Here is a 16,066-nt window from a genome sequence, read left to right as displayed (position 1 = left end):
GTCACCGCACGGCTGCGCCGTCGGGTGAGCCGCCGGGTCAGCCGTCGGGCGCCGACCGACCGCGCGGTGACGGGGAGTCGACGGGTCCCGACGACGGGTCGGGCGTCCCGTCCGCGGCCGGCGCCTCCTCGCCGCCCTCGCCAGGGGCGTCGAACGACTCCGGCACGTTCCGCAGCCGCTTGGTCATCGAGCGGATGAGCAGGAACGTCGCGATGCCGAGCAGCAGGATGACCACGAGGGCGATCGGGGAGGTCTTGCCGAACTCCTCCCCGCGGTCGGAGCCCGGCGCGGGCGGTTGGGCCTGCGCCAGGAGGATCACCAGGCTCGCGGGCATCACGAGGTGAGCACCCGCTCGCGCACGCCGGAGAAGAGGTCGCCGTCCTCGGCGGACTCGGTCGTGGCGGGGTCGCCGACGAGGGACCGCGCGAGCTCGTAGTCCTCGGTGGGCCAGACCCGTTGCTGCAGCTCCATCGGCGTCTGGAACCAGCGGCCGTTGGGGTCGATCTGGGTGGCGTGCGCGAGCAGCGCCCGGTCGCGCACCGGGAAGTACTCGGCGCACCGCACCCGCGTGGTCACCCGCGCGCCCGGGTCGGGCCGCGACGACGTGTCCCAGTTCTCCAGCCACTCGGCGTAGGGCGACTCCTCGCCCGACGCCAGCATCGCCTCGTGGAAGGCGACGATGCGAGCCCGGGAGAACCCGTGCGAGTAGTAGAGCTTCAGCGGCTGCCACGGCTCGCCCGCCGCGGGGAACCGGTCCGGGTCGCCGCAGGCCTCCCACGCCGCCATCGACACCTCGTGGCAGCGGATGTGATCGGGGTGCGGGTAGCCGCCGTTCTCGTCGTAGGTCACCACGACGTGCGGCCGGAACTCGCGCATCACCCGGACGAGGGCCTCGGTGGGCACCTCGAGCGGCTCGAGCGCGAAGCAGCCCTCCGGCAGCGGCGGCTTCGGGTCGCCCTCGGGCAGCCCGGAGTCGACGAATCCGAGCCACCGGTGCTCGACCCCGAGGATCTCCGCGGCCCGCGCCATCTCCGCCCGCCGCACGCCCACCATGTCGGCGAGCACCTCGGGGCGGTCCATGGCCGGGTTGAGGATGCTCCCGGCCTCGCCCCCGGTGCACGTCACGACCATGACCTCGACGCCCTCGGCGACGTAGCGCGCGCACGTCGCGGCACCCTTGCTCGACTCGTCGTCGGGGTGCGCGTGAACCGACATCAGTCGCAGCTGGTCTCCCACGTACTCCATCATCCCCCGACCCCCCGACAGCCCGCCGCGCCCACCGCCCCCGTGACCCCCGTCGAGCGGATCGTCGCAGGTGAGCGGGGTCCTGTGACTTTCTCCCGAGATCCGGGAACCTCTCGGTCGGGAAGTTCGTACCGGCTCGACGGGGCCCCGACCGTGTTAGTGTCCACCGACACGGCCCGCATGCCGCGGGTCGTGTTTTTCCGTCTGTGGACGCCCCGTGCCCGGCGCGGTGCGTGCAGGCCGCCGCCCCGCACCCGCGGGACCGGACCCCGAGGAGTTGATCGCCGTGACCGAGACGCAGACCCAGGTGACCTGGCTGACCCAGGACGCCCACGACCGCCTCAAGGCCGAGCTCGACGACCTGGTGGGGCAGCGTCCCGCGATCGCGCAGAAGATCAACGCGGCCCGCGAGGAGGGCGACCTCAAGGAGAACGGCGGGTACCACGCCGCCCGTGAGGAGCAGGGCGTCATGGAGGCCCGGATCCGGCACCTCCAGGAACTGCTGCACACCGCGAAGGTCGGCGAGACGCCCACCGAGTCGGGGACCGCCGTCCCGGGGACGGTGCTCACCGTCCGCTTCGAGGGCGACGACGACACCGAGACCTTCCTGCTCGGGTCCCGCGAGGAGGGCTCGGCCGGGTCGATCGAGGTCTACTCGCCGAACTCGCCGCTCGGTTCCGCCCTCATCGGCGCCAAGGCCGGCGACACCGTGAGCTACGACCTCCCCGACGGCGGGTCGATGGAGGTCACGCTGGTCTCCGCGGAGCCGTACTCCCCCTGATCCGTACCCCGGATCCTCAGACCGCTCCCTCCGCGACCACGTAGGACGCGTCGCGGAGGGCCATGAGGATCGCGTCCTGGTGCTCGGGGCCGCGGGCCTCGAGCGTCAGCGCCACCTCAACGGTGCCGAGGGCCAGCGGGCCCAGATCGGCCGACGCCCCGAGGCGGCGGTGCTCGACGTCCACGACGTTGCCGCCCAGGCGGCCGACGAGGGCGAGCAGGTCGGCGAGGTAGCCGGCCCGGTCGGGGATGCGCACCCGCAGGCCGGCGTAGCGCCCGGCCGCCACCATGCCCCGGCGCACGAACTCCGCGAGCATCAGCGGGTCGACGTTCCCGCCCGAGAGCAGCGCGACGACGGGCGCCTCCCAGCGGCCCGGGTACTCGGCGATCGCCGCCACCGCCGCCGCGCCCGCCGGCTCCACCAGCAGCTTGCTGCGCTCCAGGCACTGGAGCACGGCCCGGCTCAGGGCCTCCTCGGACACGGTCACGATCTCGTCGACCTGGGCGGCCACCTGCGCGAAGGTGAGGTCGCCGGGGCGGGGCACGGCGATGCCGTCGGCGATCGTGGCGCCCGCGACGGACGTCGGGGTGCCGGCGGCCAGGGACGCCGGCCACGCGGCGAGCCCCTCGGCCTGGGCGCCGACGACCCGCACCCCGGTCCTGTGCAGGGCAGCCGCGATCCCGGCCACGAGACCGCCGCCCCCGGTGCACACCACCACGGTGCGGGCGTCGGGCACCTGCTCGGCGATCTCGAGCCCGGCGGTGCCCTGCCCGGCGATGATGTCGGGGTGGTCGAAGGGGTGGATGAGCACCGCCCCGGTCCGGTCGGCGAACGCCTGCGCCTCGAGCAGAGTGGCGTCGAAGGTGTCGACGAGCTCGACCCGCGCCCCGTAGCCGCGGGTCGCCGCGAGCTTCGGCAGCGGCGCACCGGCGGGCATGAACACGGTCGCCTCGGCCCCGAGCAGGCCCGCCGCGAGCGCGACGCCCTGGGCGTGGTTGCCGGCGCTCGCCGCCACCACGCCCCGCGCCCGCTCGGCGTCGGAGAGCCGCTGGATCCGCCGGTACGCGCCCCGGATCTTGAAGCTCCCGGTGCGCTGCAGGTTCTCGCACTTGAGCAGCACCGGGCCTCCCGCGGGGACCGACAGCACCCGCGAGGGCTCGACGGGGGTCCGGCGCACGACGCCGTGCTGCTCGGCACGGGCGGCCTCGACGTCGGCGCGGGTGACGAGGGTCGGCACGCAGGGCATGGTGCCCCACCGCCGCCCCCGCCCCGCGACCCCCGTCCCGCGTGAGGGGAGGAATCGAGCGCTCTTGTGGCATGAGGGTTCCCCTCACGCGGGAGGAGAGGGCCGATCGCGGGCGAGTTCCCGGCAACACGGTGATGTCGCCGACCGGTTCCCGCCCACGACGGACGGGCAACCGAGGGACGTCCGGGCCGTCCCACGGTCCGGTCGCCGCGCGGGTCCCGACGCCGACCGGACCGCCCGAACCGTTCGGGCGTGCGTACCGGACGTCGTCGGTAGCCTGTGGTGAGAGCGTGAGATTTCTGGGAGGACCCCGATGGAGACGCGACGCCGTGCCGCCCGGTTGGGCCTCGTCGCGCCCCTCGTCCTGGCCGCCGCGCTGACCGGGGCCGCCGTGTTCACGGTCGAACGGGCCGGCTGCGACGACCCGGGCTCGCTCGTGATCACCCACCACGGGCCCGTCCTCGTCGGCGGCTGCAGCGTCCCGGCGCTCGTCACGCCGGGTCACACGGCGCCGCACGGCTCCGCCGAGGACCAGGCGGACGCGCGCCGGGGCTGAGTCGCCCCGGCGTCGCGAAGACCCGCGAGAGCCTCAGAGCCGCCCGAGTGCGGTGAGCAGGTCGTCGACGAGGTCGTCGGCCTCCTCGATCCCGACCGACAGCCGCACGAGGTCCGAGGGCACCTCGAGCGGGGAGCCCGCCGTCGACGCGTGGGTCATGGCGCCCGGGTGCTCGATCAGCGACTCGACCCCGCCGAGCGACTCGGCCAGCGTGAAGACCTTCGTCGCCGCGCACAGCGCCCGAGCCGCCTGCTCCCCGCCGGCGAGCCGGATCGAGACCATCCCGCCGAAGCGGTGCATCTGCTTCGCCGCGACCTCGTGGTCGGGGTGCGTGGCGAGGCCCGGGTAGAGCACGGTCGACACGGCGTCGTGCGCCGTGAGGGCCTCGACGACCCGCTCGGCGTTGTCACAGTGCCGGTCCATCCGCACGGCCAGGGTCTTGATGCCGCGGGTGGTGAGGAAGCAGTCGAAGGGGCCGGGGACGGCGCCCATGCCGTTCTGCAGCCGGCCGAGGTCGGCCGCGAGCGCCTCGTCGGAGGTGACCACCGCGCCGCCGACGACGTCGGAGTGCCCACCGAGGTACTTCGTCGTCGAGTGCAGCACCACGTGCGCGCCCAGGCCCAGCGGCTGCTGCAGGTAGGGCGAGGCGAAGGTGTTGTCGACGACGAGCCGGATGCCGGCCTCGTCCGCGATCGACGCGAGCGCCGGGATGTCGGCGATCGAGAGCAGCGGGTTGGTCGGCGTCTCGCACCAGAGCAGCCTCGTCTCGGGCAGCACCGCGGCCCGGACGGCGTCGAGGTCGGAGAGGTCGACCGCCGAGAAGCGCACGCCCCAGTCCGCGAGGACGGTCGAGACCAGGCGGAAGGTGCCGCCGTAGGCGTCGATCGGGATGACGACGTGGTCGCCCGGGCGCAGCGCGGCGCGGAACAGCGTGTCCTCGGCCGCCATGCCCGACGCGAACGCCCGACAGAACCGCCCGCCCTCGAGCGCGGCCAGCTGGGTCTCCAGCGCGGTCCGCGTGGGGTTGCCGGTGCGGGCGTACTCGTAGCCCGAGCGCAGCCCGCCGACCCCGTCCTGGGCGAACGTCGACGTGGCGTGCACGGGGACGACGACCGAACCGGTGGCCGGGTCCGGCTCCTGGCCGGCATGGATGGCGCGCGTGGCGAAACCGTGGTCCTGACTCACCTGGTCAGTGTTCCCTATCGACCGGCGAGGAACGCGAGCACATCGGCTCGGCTGACGATGCCCGCCGGGCGCCCGTCGGAGATGACCAGCAGCCCGTCGCCGCCCTGCAGCTTCTCCATCGCCTCCGACAGCGGCTCCGAGATGCCGACGGAGGGCAGCGCGGGCGCGAGGTGGTCGGCGACCTTGTCGGTCAGCGCCGCCTTGCCCGTGAACAGCTTGTCGAGCAGGTCGCGCTCGGTCACCGCACCGCGGACCTCGGCCATCATCACCGGCGGCTCGGCCTGCACGATCGGCATCTGCGAGACGCTGAACTCCCGCATGATCGAGACGATGTCCGAGACCGTCTCGTTCGGGTGCCCGTGCACGAGGTCGGGGATCGAGCCGTCCTTCAGCCGCAGCACGTCGCCCACGGTGTACTCCGCGGTGTCGGCACGCAGGAACCCGTAGGACTGCATCCACTGGTCGTTGAAGACCGTGTTCAGGTACCCGCGCCCCCCGTCGGGGAGGAGCACGACGACGACGTCGTCGGGGCCGAGCTCCTCGGCCAGCCGCGCCGCCGCGACGGTCGCCATCCCGCAGGAGCCGCCGACGAGCAGCGCCTCCTCCCGGCCGAGCCGCCGGGTCATGTGGAAGGAGTCGGCGTCGGAGACGGCGAGGATGCGGTCGGCGATCCCGCGGTCGTACGTGCTCGGCCAGAAGTCCTCGCCGACGCCCTCGACGAGGTAGGGCCGCCCGTCCCCGCCGGAGTAGACCGAGCCCAGCGGGTCCGCGCCGACGATCTGCACGCGGCCGCCGGAGATCTCCTTGAGGTACTTGCCGGTGCCCGAGATGGTGCCGCCGGTGCCGACGCCCGCGACGAAGTGGGTGATGCGGCCGTCGGTCTGCTCCCAGATCTCGGGGCCGGTCGACTCCACGTGCGACGCCGGGTTGGCCGGGTTGGCGTACTGGTTGGGCTTCCAGCCGCCCTCGGTCTCGCGGGCGAGCCGGTCGGAGACCGAGTAGTACGACTCGGGGTGGTCGGGCTCGACGGCGGCCGGGCACACGACGACCTCGGCGCCGTAGGCGCGCAACGCGTCCCGCTTGGCGGGCGAGACCTTGTCCGGGCACACGAAGATGCAGTGGTAGCCGCGCTGCTGGGCGACGATCGCGAGGCCGATCCCGGTGTTTCCGGAGGTCGGCTCGACGATCGTGCCGCCGGGCTTGAGCTCCCCCGACGCCTCGGCCGCGTCGATCATCTTCTCGGCGATGCGGTCCTTCACGCTCCCGCCGGGGTTGAAGTACTCGACCTTCGCGAGCACGAGCGGCGCGTCGGGCCCGGTCGGCACGACCTTGTTGAGCTTCACCAGCGGGGTGTGTCCGACGAGGTCGGCGATGTGCTCGGCGTACTGCATGGCCCCCATCCTGCCGAACGCCGTCGACCGCGGCCGGACTGTCGCGCGAATCACCGCCGACCGGGAGCGGAACGCCCGCCTAAGGTGCAGGTCATGGCCACTCCCGACGCCGTGATCGTGTCCGCCGCCCGTTCCCCCATCGGCCGGGCCCGCAAGGGGACGCTCGCCGGCATGCGCCCCGACGACCTGGCCGCGCAGATGGTGCGCGCCGCCCTCGACCAGGTGCCCTCCCTGCCGCCCGCCGAGGTCGAGGACCTCATGCTCGGCTGCGGTCTGCCCGGCGGCGAGCAGGGCTACAACATGGGTCGCATCGTCGCTGTGGCGCTCGGGCTCGACACCGTGCCCGGCACGACCATCACCCGCTACTGCTCCTCCTCGCTGCAGACGATCCGCATGGCCGCGCACGCCATCCGCGCGGGTGAGGGCGACGTCTTCGTGGCGGCCGGCGTCGAGACCGTCTCCCGCTTCGAGAAGGGCTCCTCGGACGGGCTGCCGAACACCCAGAACCCGCTGTTCGACGAGGCGCAGGCCCGCACCGCGGAGGCCGCCGCCGCCGGCGCGTCGGAGTGGCACGACCCGCGCGCCGACGGCCTGCTCCCCGACGCCTACATCGCCATGGGCCAGACCGCGGAGAACGTCGCGCTGCTCGAGGACGTCTCCCGCGAGGAGATGGACCGCTTCGCGGTGCGCTCGCAGAACCTCGCCGAGCAGTCGGCCGCCGACGGGTTCTGGGCCCGCGAGATCACGCCGGTCACGCTCCCGGACGGCTCGGTCGTCGCCGCCGACGACTCCCCGCGGGCCGGCACCACCTACGAGGCGGTCGCCGGCCTCAAGCCCGTGTTCCGCCCCGACGGGCGCATCACCGCCGGCAACGCGTGCCCGCTCAACGACGGTGCCGCCGCCGTGGTGGTCATGTCCTCGACGCGCGCGGCCGACCTCGGCATCACCCCGCTCGCCCGGATCGTGTCCACCGGCGTGACCGGGCTCTCGCCCGAGATCATGGGCCTGGGGCCGGTCGGCGCCTCGCAGCAGGCGCTGCGCCGGGCCGGGCTGTCGATCGACGACGTCGACCTCGTCGAGATCAACGAGGCGTTCGCCGCCCAGGTCCTGCCCTCCGCGCGCGGCCTCGGGCTGACCGACGAGACGATCGAGTCGAAGCTCAACGTCCACGGCGGATCGATCGCGGTCGGGCACCCGTTCGGCATGACCGGCGCGCGCATCGCCACCACGCTGCTCAACGGCCTGCGCGCGAAGGACGCGACGATCGGGCTCGAGACGATGTGCGTCGGCGGCGGCCAGGGCATGGCGATGGTCCTCGAGCGTCTGTCCTGACGACGGGTCCCACGACCAGGAGGACGAAGGCCCGCCCCGGGATCCCGGGGCGGGCCTTCGTCGTCGTGTCGCTGCGGCTAGTCGCCGCGGAAGTAGCTCAGCAGGCGCAGGATCTCGATGTAGAGCCAGACCAGCGTCGTCATGAACCCGAACGCGAGGTACCAGGCGAACTTCGCCGGCACGCCCGCCTTGACGGCCTGGTCGGCCTGGTCGAAGTCGAGCAGCAGCATGAAGGCGCCGACCGCGATGCACACCAGCGAGAAGACGATCGCCAGCGGGCCGCCGTCACGGAGCCCGATACCGCCGGTGGAGAAGAACGACACCACCAGGTTGACCAGCATGAGCACGACCACGCCGATCGCCGCCCCGATGACCATCTTGGTCAGGCGCGGGGTGACCCGGATCGCGCCGGTCTTGTAGACGACCAGCATGCCGACGAAGACGCCGACCACGCCGACGATGGCCTGGAAGCCGATGCCCGCGTAGCTGTTGCTGGAGGCCTCGAGGAAGCCGGTGATGGTGCCGAGGGCCAGGCCCTGCGACACCGAGTAGGTGAGGACCAGCGCGGGGCTGGTGCTCTGCTTGAAGATGATGATCAGCGAGACCACGAGGCCCACGACGAAGCCCAGGATCCCGAGGACCGGGCTGAGCAGGATCGCGGCCGCGATGCCGACACCGATGGTGATGACGGCGTTGAGCGCGGTCTTCTGGACGACGTCGTCGACGGTCAGCGGCCGGTCCGAGGCTCCCGCCATCGGCGGCTGCCCCGCGGGACCTCCCCCGAAGGCGCCGCCCAGGCCCGCCGGCGCGTCACCGAACCGCGCGTACCCACCGGGTGACGTCGGCAGGTTCCGGAACGCCGGGTTGCTGCTGGTGCGCACTCGTCCTCCTCCACGTGCACGAGAGCGGTCACCGCGACCGCTCACACTGGTTCCAACGCACGACCCCGGCCTCGGGTTCCCGCGAGGGTAAAAGAATTTTTGCCCTGAAACCGGCGATCCGGACAGACGGCCTGCGCGGTCCGTGACGGTGTCCAGCATACGGGGGATTCCGACACCCCCGATGCGCGTGATGGGGCATGGAACCCTGCCGGTCGGGTCACTCTCGGGGTGTCCGGAGTACGTGTACCCGAGAGCACCAGGAGGTTCGTCGTGGCAGGCCTCGGCGACATGGTGAACAAGGCCAAGGAGTGGGCGGGGAAGAACCCCGACAAGGCCGACGGTTTCGTCGACAAGGGGAGCGACGCCCTCAAGGGCAAGTTCGCCGGTCACGACCAGCAGTTCGACCAGGCCTCGCAGAAGGCCAAGGACTACCTGCACGGCCCGCAGGGCGGCCAGGCTCCGCCCCCGCCGGCCGAGGGCGAGCAGCCGCCGCCCCCGCCGCAGCAGTAGGCCCCACCGCGACGACGGCCGGTGCCCCTCCGCGCAGGAGAGACACCGGCCGTCGTCGTGACCGGGGGTCGCGGCTCAGTCGATCCGGACCGCGAGCAGCACCGCGTCGTCGCGCAGCCCGTCCGCGCCGAGCACCTCGAGCACGCGGTCGCAGATCGCGCCGACGTCGTCGACGTCCGGGGCCTGGGCGAGCGTGCGGGCGAACAGGTCCGTCCGCTCGTCGGGGTCGGTGCCCGGGGCCTCGATCAGCCCGTCGGTGTGCAGCACGAGCAGGTCGCCCGGGTGCAGGTGCACCTCGGTGCAGTCGCGCGCCGCGGCCCGGGTGGCGCCGATCAGCGGGGACAGGTTGCCCGTCAGCAGCTCGACGCTGCCGTCACCGCGGCGCAGCAGGGGCGGCGGGTGGCCCGCGTTGCAGTAGCCGAGGATCCAGCCGTCCCCGCCGTCCTGCGGACGCTCCAGGCGCCCGAACACCGCCGTGGCCATCGCCGCGGCCATGTGCATGCCCTGCACGAGGTCGTTGCAGCGGTCGATGACGGCGTCGGGGCCGAGGCCCTCCCACGCGTAGGAGCGCAGCACACCGCGCAGCTCGCCCATGGCCGCCGCGGCGCGCAGGTCGTGCCCCACGACGTCACCCACGGCGATGCCGACGGCCCCGTCGGGCAGCGGCAGCAGGTCGTACCAGTCGCCGCCGACCTGCGCGCCGTCGGTGGCCGCGAGGTAGCGGGAGGCCACCACGAGCCCCGGGACCTCGGGGACCGCCGGCAGCAGGCTGCGCTGCAGGGTCTCGGCCGCGCCGTGCTCGCGGGCGTAGAGGCGGGCGTTGTCGACGGCGAGCCCGGCGCGGGCCGCGAGGTCGCTCGCGAGGTAGAGGTCGCGCTGGGAGTAGCGGCGCCCGTAGGGCAGCTCGGTGCCGAGGGTCAGCGCGCCGAGCACCTGGCCGCGGGCGCGCAGCGGCACGACGATGGCCGACCGCGGCCGGAGCTGCTCGTAGTGCGCGATGAGCTCCGGGTCGTCGCGGAGCCCCTCGGGGCGCACGGGCAGCTCGGGCAGCAGCGACGGGGCGCCGCCCGCGAGGACCCGGTCGACGGGGTCGTCGCCGTCCTCGGTCGGCGTGATCCAGCGGCCGAGCGCCGACACCGTCCCGGTCTTCGAGTCGTCGCGGTGGTTCACCGCCACGCGGGTCGACGACGACGGGTCGCCCACCTCGTCGAGCAGGTCCACGCAGCAGTAGTCCGCGAGGGCAGGCACGACGATGCGCGCGAGCGCCCGGGCCGCACCCCCGGAGTCGAGCGAGGCGGTCATCGCCGCCGTGGAGTCGGTGAGCAACCGCAGCTGCTCCCGGGTCTCCTCGGCCGCGGCGAGCGCGGCGCGGCGCTCGTTCTCCACCATCACGCGCTCGGTGACGTCGGCCTGCACGCCGACGAAGTTGACGACGCGGCCGCCGCCGTCGAACACCGGGGAGATCGACACCTGGTTCCAGAAGGCGGTGCCGTCGCGCCGGTAGTTCAGCAGCACCTCGGTGATCGGACGCTCGTCGGCGAGCGCGGCCCGGATCCGCGAGATCGAGGTCGGGTCGGTGTTCGGTCCCTGCAGGAAGCGGCAGTTGCGTCCGAGCACCTCGTCGAGGTCGTACCCGGTGAGCCGGGTGAACGCCGGGTTGACCCACACGAGCGGGTTCTGCTCGCGCCCCGGGTCGGAGATCGTGAAGGAGAGCTCGGTGGCGACGACGGCGCGGTCGCGCATCATCTCGAGGTGGCGTTGTGCGCCCGCCCCGGAGAGCTGCAGGAAGACCACCAGGGCGAGCCGGCGGCGCTCGTCGTCCTCGGCCTCGGAGAGCGGGAAGCCGGTGACCCAGAGCAGGCGGCCCTCGGCCTCCTCCCGCTCCTCGACCGTCGCCTCGGACCCACGGCGGGCGGCGTCGGCGACCGCGACCGGCTCCCCGGAGACCGGGATGCCCTGCGCCACGCGGGAGAGCGGGGACGCGGTGTCGCGCATCGGGCGGCCGGACAGGTCGGTGAGGCCGGCCGCCTCGCTCCAGGCGTCGATGTCGAGCGGGAGCTGGGCCTTGCCGCCGGTGAGGTCCTGCGCGGAGCCGTTGGCGTAGGTGACGGTGCCGGCATCGAGATCGATGAGAGCGACGGCGGCGGGAGCGGTGTGCAACACCTGCGGGAGGTCGCCGCTGCTCGCGTCGAAGGTCAGGCTGTCGCGCACGCGCGCGGCCTCGTCGGCCATCCCCGGGTCGGCGCCGACGCCGTCGGCACGCCCGGGATCGCCGGCGTCGATGGCCGAGCCCCGCTGCGCGCCGTCTGCGGTCTCCACGTGCTCGATCCCGACTCCTCCCGTCACCCCTGCGTCGCGGACGTCCCGGGGACGCGCCGACGCCACGACCGCGCCGTCGTCGGCGTGACCGTCTCCGTTCGACCTCCTCGTCACCTCGGGCAGCCTAGCCACCCCGCGCCACCTCGGCCCGACACGGATGCGCGGAATGACCCGGACCGGGGCCCCCTCGGCGTTGCGTCGGACTGGGATGCAACGGGGTGGGCGGACGGGCCATCAGACGAGGTAGACCTCGCGCGGCCCGGGCGCCCAGCCGTCGGGCAGCTCGGCGTCGTGCTCGCCGTCGTGGCCCGCGTCCCGCCCGGGCGCGGTCAGCGCCGCGGTGAACGCCGCGCTCGCGGCGTGCTTGCGTTCGATCAGCGTGTCGGTGAGCAGCACCTGGCGGGCACGGCGCCACGGGACCTCCGCCGAGTCCGGCCCCGCCCACGTCCAGGCCCGGTCCAGCCACCGCACGAGGCGCACCCGGTACGCGGCGGTGACCACCTCGGCCGCGCGACCCGCCGCCTCGTGGTCGTCGTCCCCGTCGCCGGACCAGGGCGCGAGCACGCACAGGCCGCCCGGGTCGTCGGAGAACCCGACGATCTCGCTGACGGCGGCGACGACGTCGGACTCGGCCGCGGCGACCCCGCCGTCGGGCAGCCCGAGCCGGTGCCGGCGCACGACCGAGAGCCCGAGCGCCCGGTACGCGGCCTCGGCGGCCGCCTCGTCGGGGTCGACGGGCCCGTCGGTGCTGTCGTCCTCGCCGTCCTCGGGGAGGTCGTCCAGGGCGCCGGCCACGAGGTCGTCGAGGCTGACCCGGCCGTCGGGCGCCGGGTCGTCGACCGGCCCGGTGGGCGGGCAGCTCAGGGTGGGCCGCTCGGTGAGGCTGAGGACGTCGACCTCGGCGTGCCGCGACGCGAGCCGCCGCAGGAGCCCACCGGCGGCGCGGATCTCGTCGCGCGGGTGCGGTGCGACGACCACGATGCGGCGGCACGAGCGCAGGGTGAGCGGACGCAGCGTCTCCAGCGCGCTCCAGGGCGCCCGCACGGACGCGCCCGCGTCCCGGAGCGCGTCGGACGGTCCCGCGAAGTCAGCCACCCTGCTCACCTCCCCTTCGCAAGTCTGGACCATGGATCTCGCCCGATCGGAGCAGCACACGGACGGGAACGCCGAGCGGTCCGGGCCGGGACGCGAGCGGTCACGCCCTGCTGCACCGCCGTCCTCCCGTTGCCACGATGCTGGCGCGGCCGGGTGAGGCCGGGACGACGGCCGTCTCTCGCCGGAGCGACGATGCGGTGACGGGGTGACGACGACACGCCCGACACGGGGCCGACGGCGCGTGAACGTCGTGTGACGTGCCCCCGGTGGGGTTCGAACCCACACTGCGGCGATTTTAAGTCGCCTGCCTCTGCCGATTGGGCTACAGGGGCCTTGCCGTCGTCAGTCTCGCAGGCCCGCCGCCCGCGCGGCCGCGGCCAGGACCTCCTCCAGCATGGCCGGGGTGAGCCGCCCGGTGAAGGTGTTCTGCTGGCTCACGTGGTAGCAGCCGAAGAGCTCCAACGGGGCGCGCTCGTCCCGCGGTTCGAGCGTCACGGTGGCCGCGTGGCCGAACCGCGGGCGCGGCCGCGGGACGACCCAGCCGGCGTCGAGGACCGGAAGGAGGGCCTGCCAGCCGAAGCCGCCGAGCACGACGACGGACCGGACCGCGGTGAGCAGCGCCAGCTCGCGTTCGAGGAACGGCCGGCACGTGTCCCGCTCGGCCGGGGTCGGCTTGTTCTCCGGCGGCGCGCAGCGGACCGGCGCGACGATGCGGACCCCCCGGAGCTCCAACCCGTCCCCCGGCCACGTCGCGGTGGGCTGCGAGGCGAGGCCGACGGTGTGCAGGGCGGCGTAGAGCACGTCCCCGGAGCGGTCGCCGGTGAACATCCGCCCGGTCCGGTTGGCGCCGTGCGCCGCGGGGGCGAGGCCGACGATCGCGAGGCGGGCGTCGCCGGGGCCGAAGCCGGGCACGGGCCGGCCCCAGTAGGTCTGGTCGCGGAACGCGGCCCGCTTCTCGCGGGCGACCTGCTCGCGCCAGGCGACGAGGCGGGGGCAGGCCCGGCACGCGCAGATCTCGGCGTCGAGGTCCGCGAGCGCGGTCACTGCGTGCGGCTCGCCCGGGCGCACTCGCGCGCGATGCCGTCGAGGATGTCGTGCTCGGAGATCACGAGCTCGGTGATGCCCGCCCGCTCGGCCAGCTCCTCGGCCAGGACCCGCACCACGAGGGAGCCGCCGCCGATGACGTCCACCCGCCCCGGGTGCATCGGGCCGAGCGCGGCGCGCTCCGCGCGCGGCATCGCCTCGAGGCGCAGGCAGGTCTCCCGGACCTCGTCGAGCCCGAGGCGCGCCAGGTGGATCTTCTCCGGCGCGTAGCTCCGCAGCCCCATCGCGACGGCGGCGATCGTGGTCGCGGTCCCCGCCACGGCCACCCAGGTCTGCACGTCGGCGACGTCGACCGCGTCGAAGGCCGGCGCCAGGGTCTCGCGGGTGAAGGCCTCGGCCTCCGCGACCTGCGCGGCGGACGGCGGGTCGTCGTGCAGCACCTTCTCGGTGAGCCGGACGCAGCCCACGTTCGCGGAGTACGCCGCGGCCACCTCGGCGGCGACCGCATCCCACGTCCCGGCGACCAGTTCGGTCGAGCCGCCGCCGACGTCGGCGACCACGGCCGGGCCCTCGTCGGGATCGAGGTCGGCGACGGCGCCGGCGAACGACAGCCGGGCCTCCTCCTCGCCGGTGATGACCTCGGCCTCGACCCCGAGGATGTCGCGGACCATCGTGAAGAACTCGTCGCGGTTCTCCGCGTCGCGGGACGCCGACGTGGCGCACAGCCGCACGGTGGTGGTCGAGGTGCGCCGCAGCATCTCGCCGTAGGCGAGCAGCGCCTCCTTCGTCCGTGCGAGCGACTCCGGCGCGATCCGGTGCGTCGCGTCGACACCCTGGCCGAGGCGGTTGACGCGCATCTCGCGGTGCACGTCGGTGAGCCACTGCGACCCGTCCTCGCGGATGGTCACGTCGGCGACGAGCAGGCGGATCGAGTTGGTCCCGCAGTCGATGGCCGCGACGCGCGGCATGGGCGCTCCCTCCGGCGGATGGTCGCGCGTGAGGTTACGGCAGGGGCCCCGCCGCGACGCCGCGCCGGGGCTGCCCGACCGGCTACGACCGGCTACGACCGGCTACGACCGGCTACCGGGAGGCGGACGGCGGGTGTCGCCTCCCGGTAGCCGGTCCTGGCACGCGGGGTCCGGCGGAGAACCCCGCGGTCCGGTGGGCCGTCCGCACCACCGGGAACCGGGTCGCCGTCGCCGGCGACGCCACCATCGTCGCCTGCCGGGACCCCCGACGGCAATCCGGAACCGGTTCCGACACCGGGCCGTGGCCCGTGATCACCCGTGTCGTGCGCGGCCGCGACGCTGCGTGCCGTCCGAGGTGTCCGCCAATCCCGTCGCGGGCGACCGGACCGCTCACTCCTCGGGGGCGACCGCCACGCAGGGCCCGGCCGCCCACCACGCGGGGAGCAGCGCCAGGGCCTCGTCGCCGGCCGGATTGACGCCGGGGCCGGCCGCCAGGGTGTGGGCGACGTGCACGTGCAGGCACTTCACCCGCTCCGGCATGCCTCCCGCGCTGACGTCGGTGCCCAGCGGCTCGATCGCGTCGCGCTCGGCCAGGTAGGTCTCGTGGGCCGCGCGGTAGGCGGCGGCGAACTCCGGGTCGGTGGCGAGCCGGTCCTGCTGCTCGCGCATCAGCCCGTCGGCCTCCAACGACCCGATCCGCGACGTCAGGCGCGGGCAGGTGGCGTAGTAGAGCGTCGGGAAGGGCGTGCCGTCCTCGAGGCGCGGGGCGGTCTGCACCGTGTCCGGCAGCCCGCAGGGGCAGCGGTGCGCGACGCCACGCAGCCCACGCGGGGCACGGCCGATCTGGGCGGCGATCGCCTCGCGATCGCCCGCACGGACGGGTTCCATCAGGGCTGGGCGCCCGCCGTACCGAGCGTTCCCCGGGCCACACGGGTGTACCAGGGCAGGTCGGCCTCGCTCGGCGCGATCGGCGTGTCCTGCTCCGGGGCGCGGGCCGCGTCGCCGGGCAGCTCGACGCGGTAGGGCGTCTCCCCCGGCCGGGCGTACCCGAGGCGGGCGCGGGCGAGCGCCTCGACGTGCGCCGGGTCGTCCATCGCCGCGCGCTCGCCCCGCAGCTGCGCCGCCTCGGCGTCGAGCCGCTGCTGCTGGGCCGCCACCGCCGCGATCTCGTGACGCTGCGAGACGTAGTTGCGCAGTGGGACCGCGACGGTCAGTGCGAGCGCACAGACCACCACGGCCAGCAGGGCCGCGCGGCGGGCCGTGGACAGGCCCAGCGCGCCGCGGGTGGCGTGGACCGCCCGCGCCGCGGCCTGCGCCGCCGCCGGGGTGTTCTTCCCGCGGCCGGACAGCGGGTGCCGCCGCAGGGCGGCCCGCTGCGGATCGCGGCGCGGACCCTGACGGGCGCGCTGGCGACCGCGCGACCGCGCCGCGCCCGCACCCGTCGTCGGGAAGGATCCCGATTCAGACGAGCACGCCGATAGGGGCTGGTCGGGCGCGGTGGCGGCCATGCGGG

Annotated in this window: 16 protein-coding genes and 1 tRNA gene; 4 read left to right on the top strand and 13 right to left on the bottom strand. The window is 74.4% G+C overall.

Going from position 1 to position 16,066, the window contains the following annotated elements:
• Positions 1-37 precede the first annotated feature (37 nt).
• Positions 38-334 carry a hypothetical protein gene (locus QSK00_RS23985; protein ID WP_285594858.1) on the bottom strand — a complete coding sequence of 99 codons (297 nt, stop codon included), beginning with the start codon at positions 332-334 and terminating at the stop codon, positions 38-40.
• On the bottom strand, positions 334-1,245 hold the full coding sequence (gene mca / locus QSK00_RS23980; RefSeq protein WP_285594857.1) for a mycothiol conjugate amidase Mca: 912 nt from the start codon (positions 1,243-1,245) through the stop codon (positions 334-336). Before mca ends, QSK00_RS23985 begins: the two co-directional genes overlap by 1 nt.
• Positions 1,246-1,531: 286 nt before the next feature.
• On the opposite strand from mca, the gene greA reads away from it, so the two are divergent.
• Entirely contained in the window at positions 1,532-2,026 is a 495-nt protein-coding gene (gene greA / locus QSK00_RS23975; RefSeq protein ID WP_179796656.1) for a transcription elongation factor GreA, read from the top strand.
• A 16-nt stretch (positions 2,027-2,042) separates the two neighbouring features.
• Here the strand turns inward: greA and QSK00_RS23970 are convergent, their stop codons facing one another.
• Positions 2,043-3,272, bottom strand: coding sequence for a threonine ammonia-lyase (locus QSK00_RS23970; protein ID WP_502872071.1), 1,230 nt, complete (start codon positions 3,270-3,272; stop codon positions 2,043-2,045).
• Positions 3,273-3,585: 313 nt separating this feature from the next.
• On the opposite strand from QSK00_RS23970, the gene QSK00_RS23965 reads away from it, so the two are divergent.
• Positions 3,586-3,828, top strand: coding sequence for a hypothetical protein (locus QSK00_RS23965; protein ID WP_285594853.1), 243 nt, complete (start codon positions 3,586-3,588; stop codon positions 3,826-3,828).
• 33 nt (positions 3,829-3,861) lie between these two features.
• On the opposite strand, the gene QSK00_RS23960 is transcribed toward QSK00_RS23965, so the two are convergent.
• Positions 3,862-5,013 carry a cystathionine gamma-synthase gene (locus tag QSK00_RS23960; RefSeq protein ID WP_285594851.1) on the bottom strand — a complete coding sequence of 384 codons (1,152 nt, stop codon included), beginning with the start codon at positions 5,011-5,013 and terminating at the stop codon, positions 3,862-3,864.
• Positions 5,014-5,027: 14 nt separating this feature from the next.
• On the bottom strand, positions 5,028-6,404 hold the full coding sequence (locus tag QSK00_RS23955; protein ID WP_285594849.1) for a cystathionine beta-synthase: 1,377 nt from the start codon (positions 6,402-6,404) through the stop codon (positions 5,028-5,030).
• A 93-nt stretch (positions 6,405-6,497) separates the two neighbouring features.
• On the opposite strand from QSK00_RS23955, the gene QSK00_RS23950 reads away from it, so the two are divergent.
• Positions 6,498-7,736: an acetyl-CoA C-acetyltransferase gene (locus QSK00_RS23950; RefSeq protein ID WP_285594847.1), complete on the top strand. Its 1,239-nt coding sequence runs from the start codon at positions 6,498-6,500 to the stop codon at positions 7,734-7,736.
• Between the two features lie 77 nt (positions 7,737-7,813).
• Here QSK00_RS23950 and QSK00_RS23945 read toward each other — a convergent pair whose 3' ends face one another.
• Entirely contained in the window at positions 7,814-8,617 is an 804-nt protein-coding gene (locus QSK00_RS23945; RefSeq protein ID WP_285594845.1) for a Bax inhibitor-1/YccA family protein, read from the bottom strand.
• A 270-nt stretch (positions 8,618-8,887) separates the two neighbouring features.
• Between QSK00_RS23945 and QSK00_RS23940 the strand changes: the two genes are divergently transcribed.
• A complete protein-coding gene (locus tag QSK00_RS23940; RefSeq protein ID WP_285594844.1) occupies positions 8,888-9,127 on the top strand; it encodes an antitoxin in 240 nt (79 codons plus the stop codon).
• 75 nt (positions 9,128-9,202) lie between these two features.
• Here QSK00_RS23940 and QSK00_RS23935 read toward each other — a convergent pair whose 3' ends face one another.
• The 7 genes from QSK00_RS23935 to QSK00_RS23905 all read right to left on the bottom strand — a co-directional run bounded on the left by QSK00_RS23935 (position 9,203) and on the right by QSK00_RS23905 (position 16,061).
• Positions 9,203-11,446 (bottom strand): SpoIIE family protein phosphatase, encoded by a 2,244-nt coding sequence (locus tag QSK00_RS23935; RefSeq protein WP_285594842.1) that lies wholly within the window; start codon positions 11,444-11,446, stop codon positions 9,203-9,205.
• A gap of 234 nt (positions 11,447-11,680) precedes the next feature.
• Entirely contained in the window at positions 11,681-12,541 is an 861-nt protein-coding gene (locus QSK00_RS23930; RefSeq protein ID WP_285594840.1) for a PIG-L deacetylase family protein, read from the bottom strand.
• Between the two features lie 258 nt (positions 12,542-12,799).
• Positions 12,800-12,873 (bottom strand) — tRNA-Leu (locus QSK00_RS23925).
• 10 nt (positions 12,874-12,883) lie between these two features.
• Positions 12,884-13,585 (bottom strand): uracil-DNA glycosylase, encoded by a 702-nt coding sequence (locus QSK00_RS23920; protein WP_285594838.1) that lies wholly within the window; start codon positions 13,583-13,585, stop codon positions 12,884-12,886.
• Entirely contained in the window at positions 13,582-14,553 is a 972-nt protein-coding gene (locus tag QSK00_RS23915; protein ID WP_285594836.1) for a Ppx/GppA phosphatase family protein, read from the bottom strand. Before QSK00_RS23915 ends, QSK00_RS23920 begins: the two co-directional genes overlap by 4 nt.
• Before the next feature lie 390 nt (positions 14,554-14,943).
• The gene (locus tag QSK00_RS23910) at positions 14,944-15,441 is read right to left on the bottom strand and encodes a DUF501 domain-containing protein (protein WP_285594834.1); all 498 of its coding nucleotides are present in this window, start codon (positions 15,439-15,441) and stop codon (positions 14,944-14,946) included.
• A complete protein-coding gene (locus QSK00_RS23905; protein WP_285594833.1) occupies positions 15,441-16,061 on the bottom strand; it encodes an FtsB family cell division protein in 621 nt (206 codons plus the stop codon). The genes QSK00_RS23910 and QSK00_RS23905 overlap by 1 nt, the downstream gene beginning before the upstream one ends.
• Positions 16,062-16,066 lie beyond the last annotated feature (5 nt).

It is taken from the genome of Actinomycetospora sp. NBRC 106378, assembly GCF_030269685.1.
Taxonomy (GTDB): Bacteria; Actinomycetota; Actinomycetes; order Mycobacteriales; family Pseudonocardiaceae; genus Actinomycetospora.
This window is presented reverse-complemented; position numbering and strand designations above follow the sequence as displayed.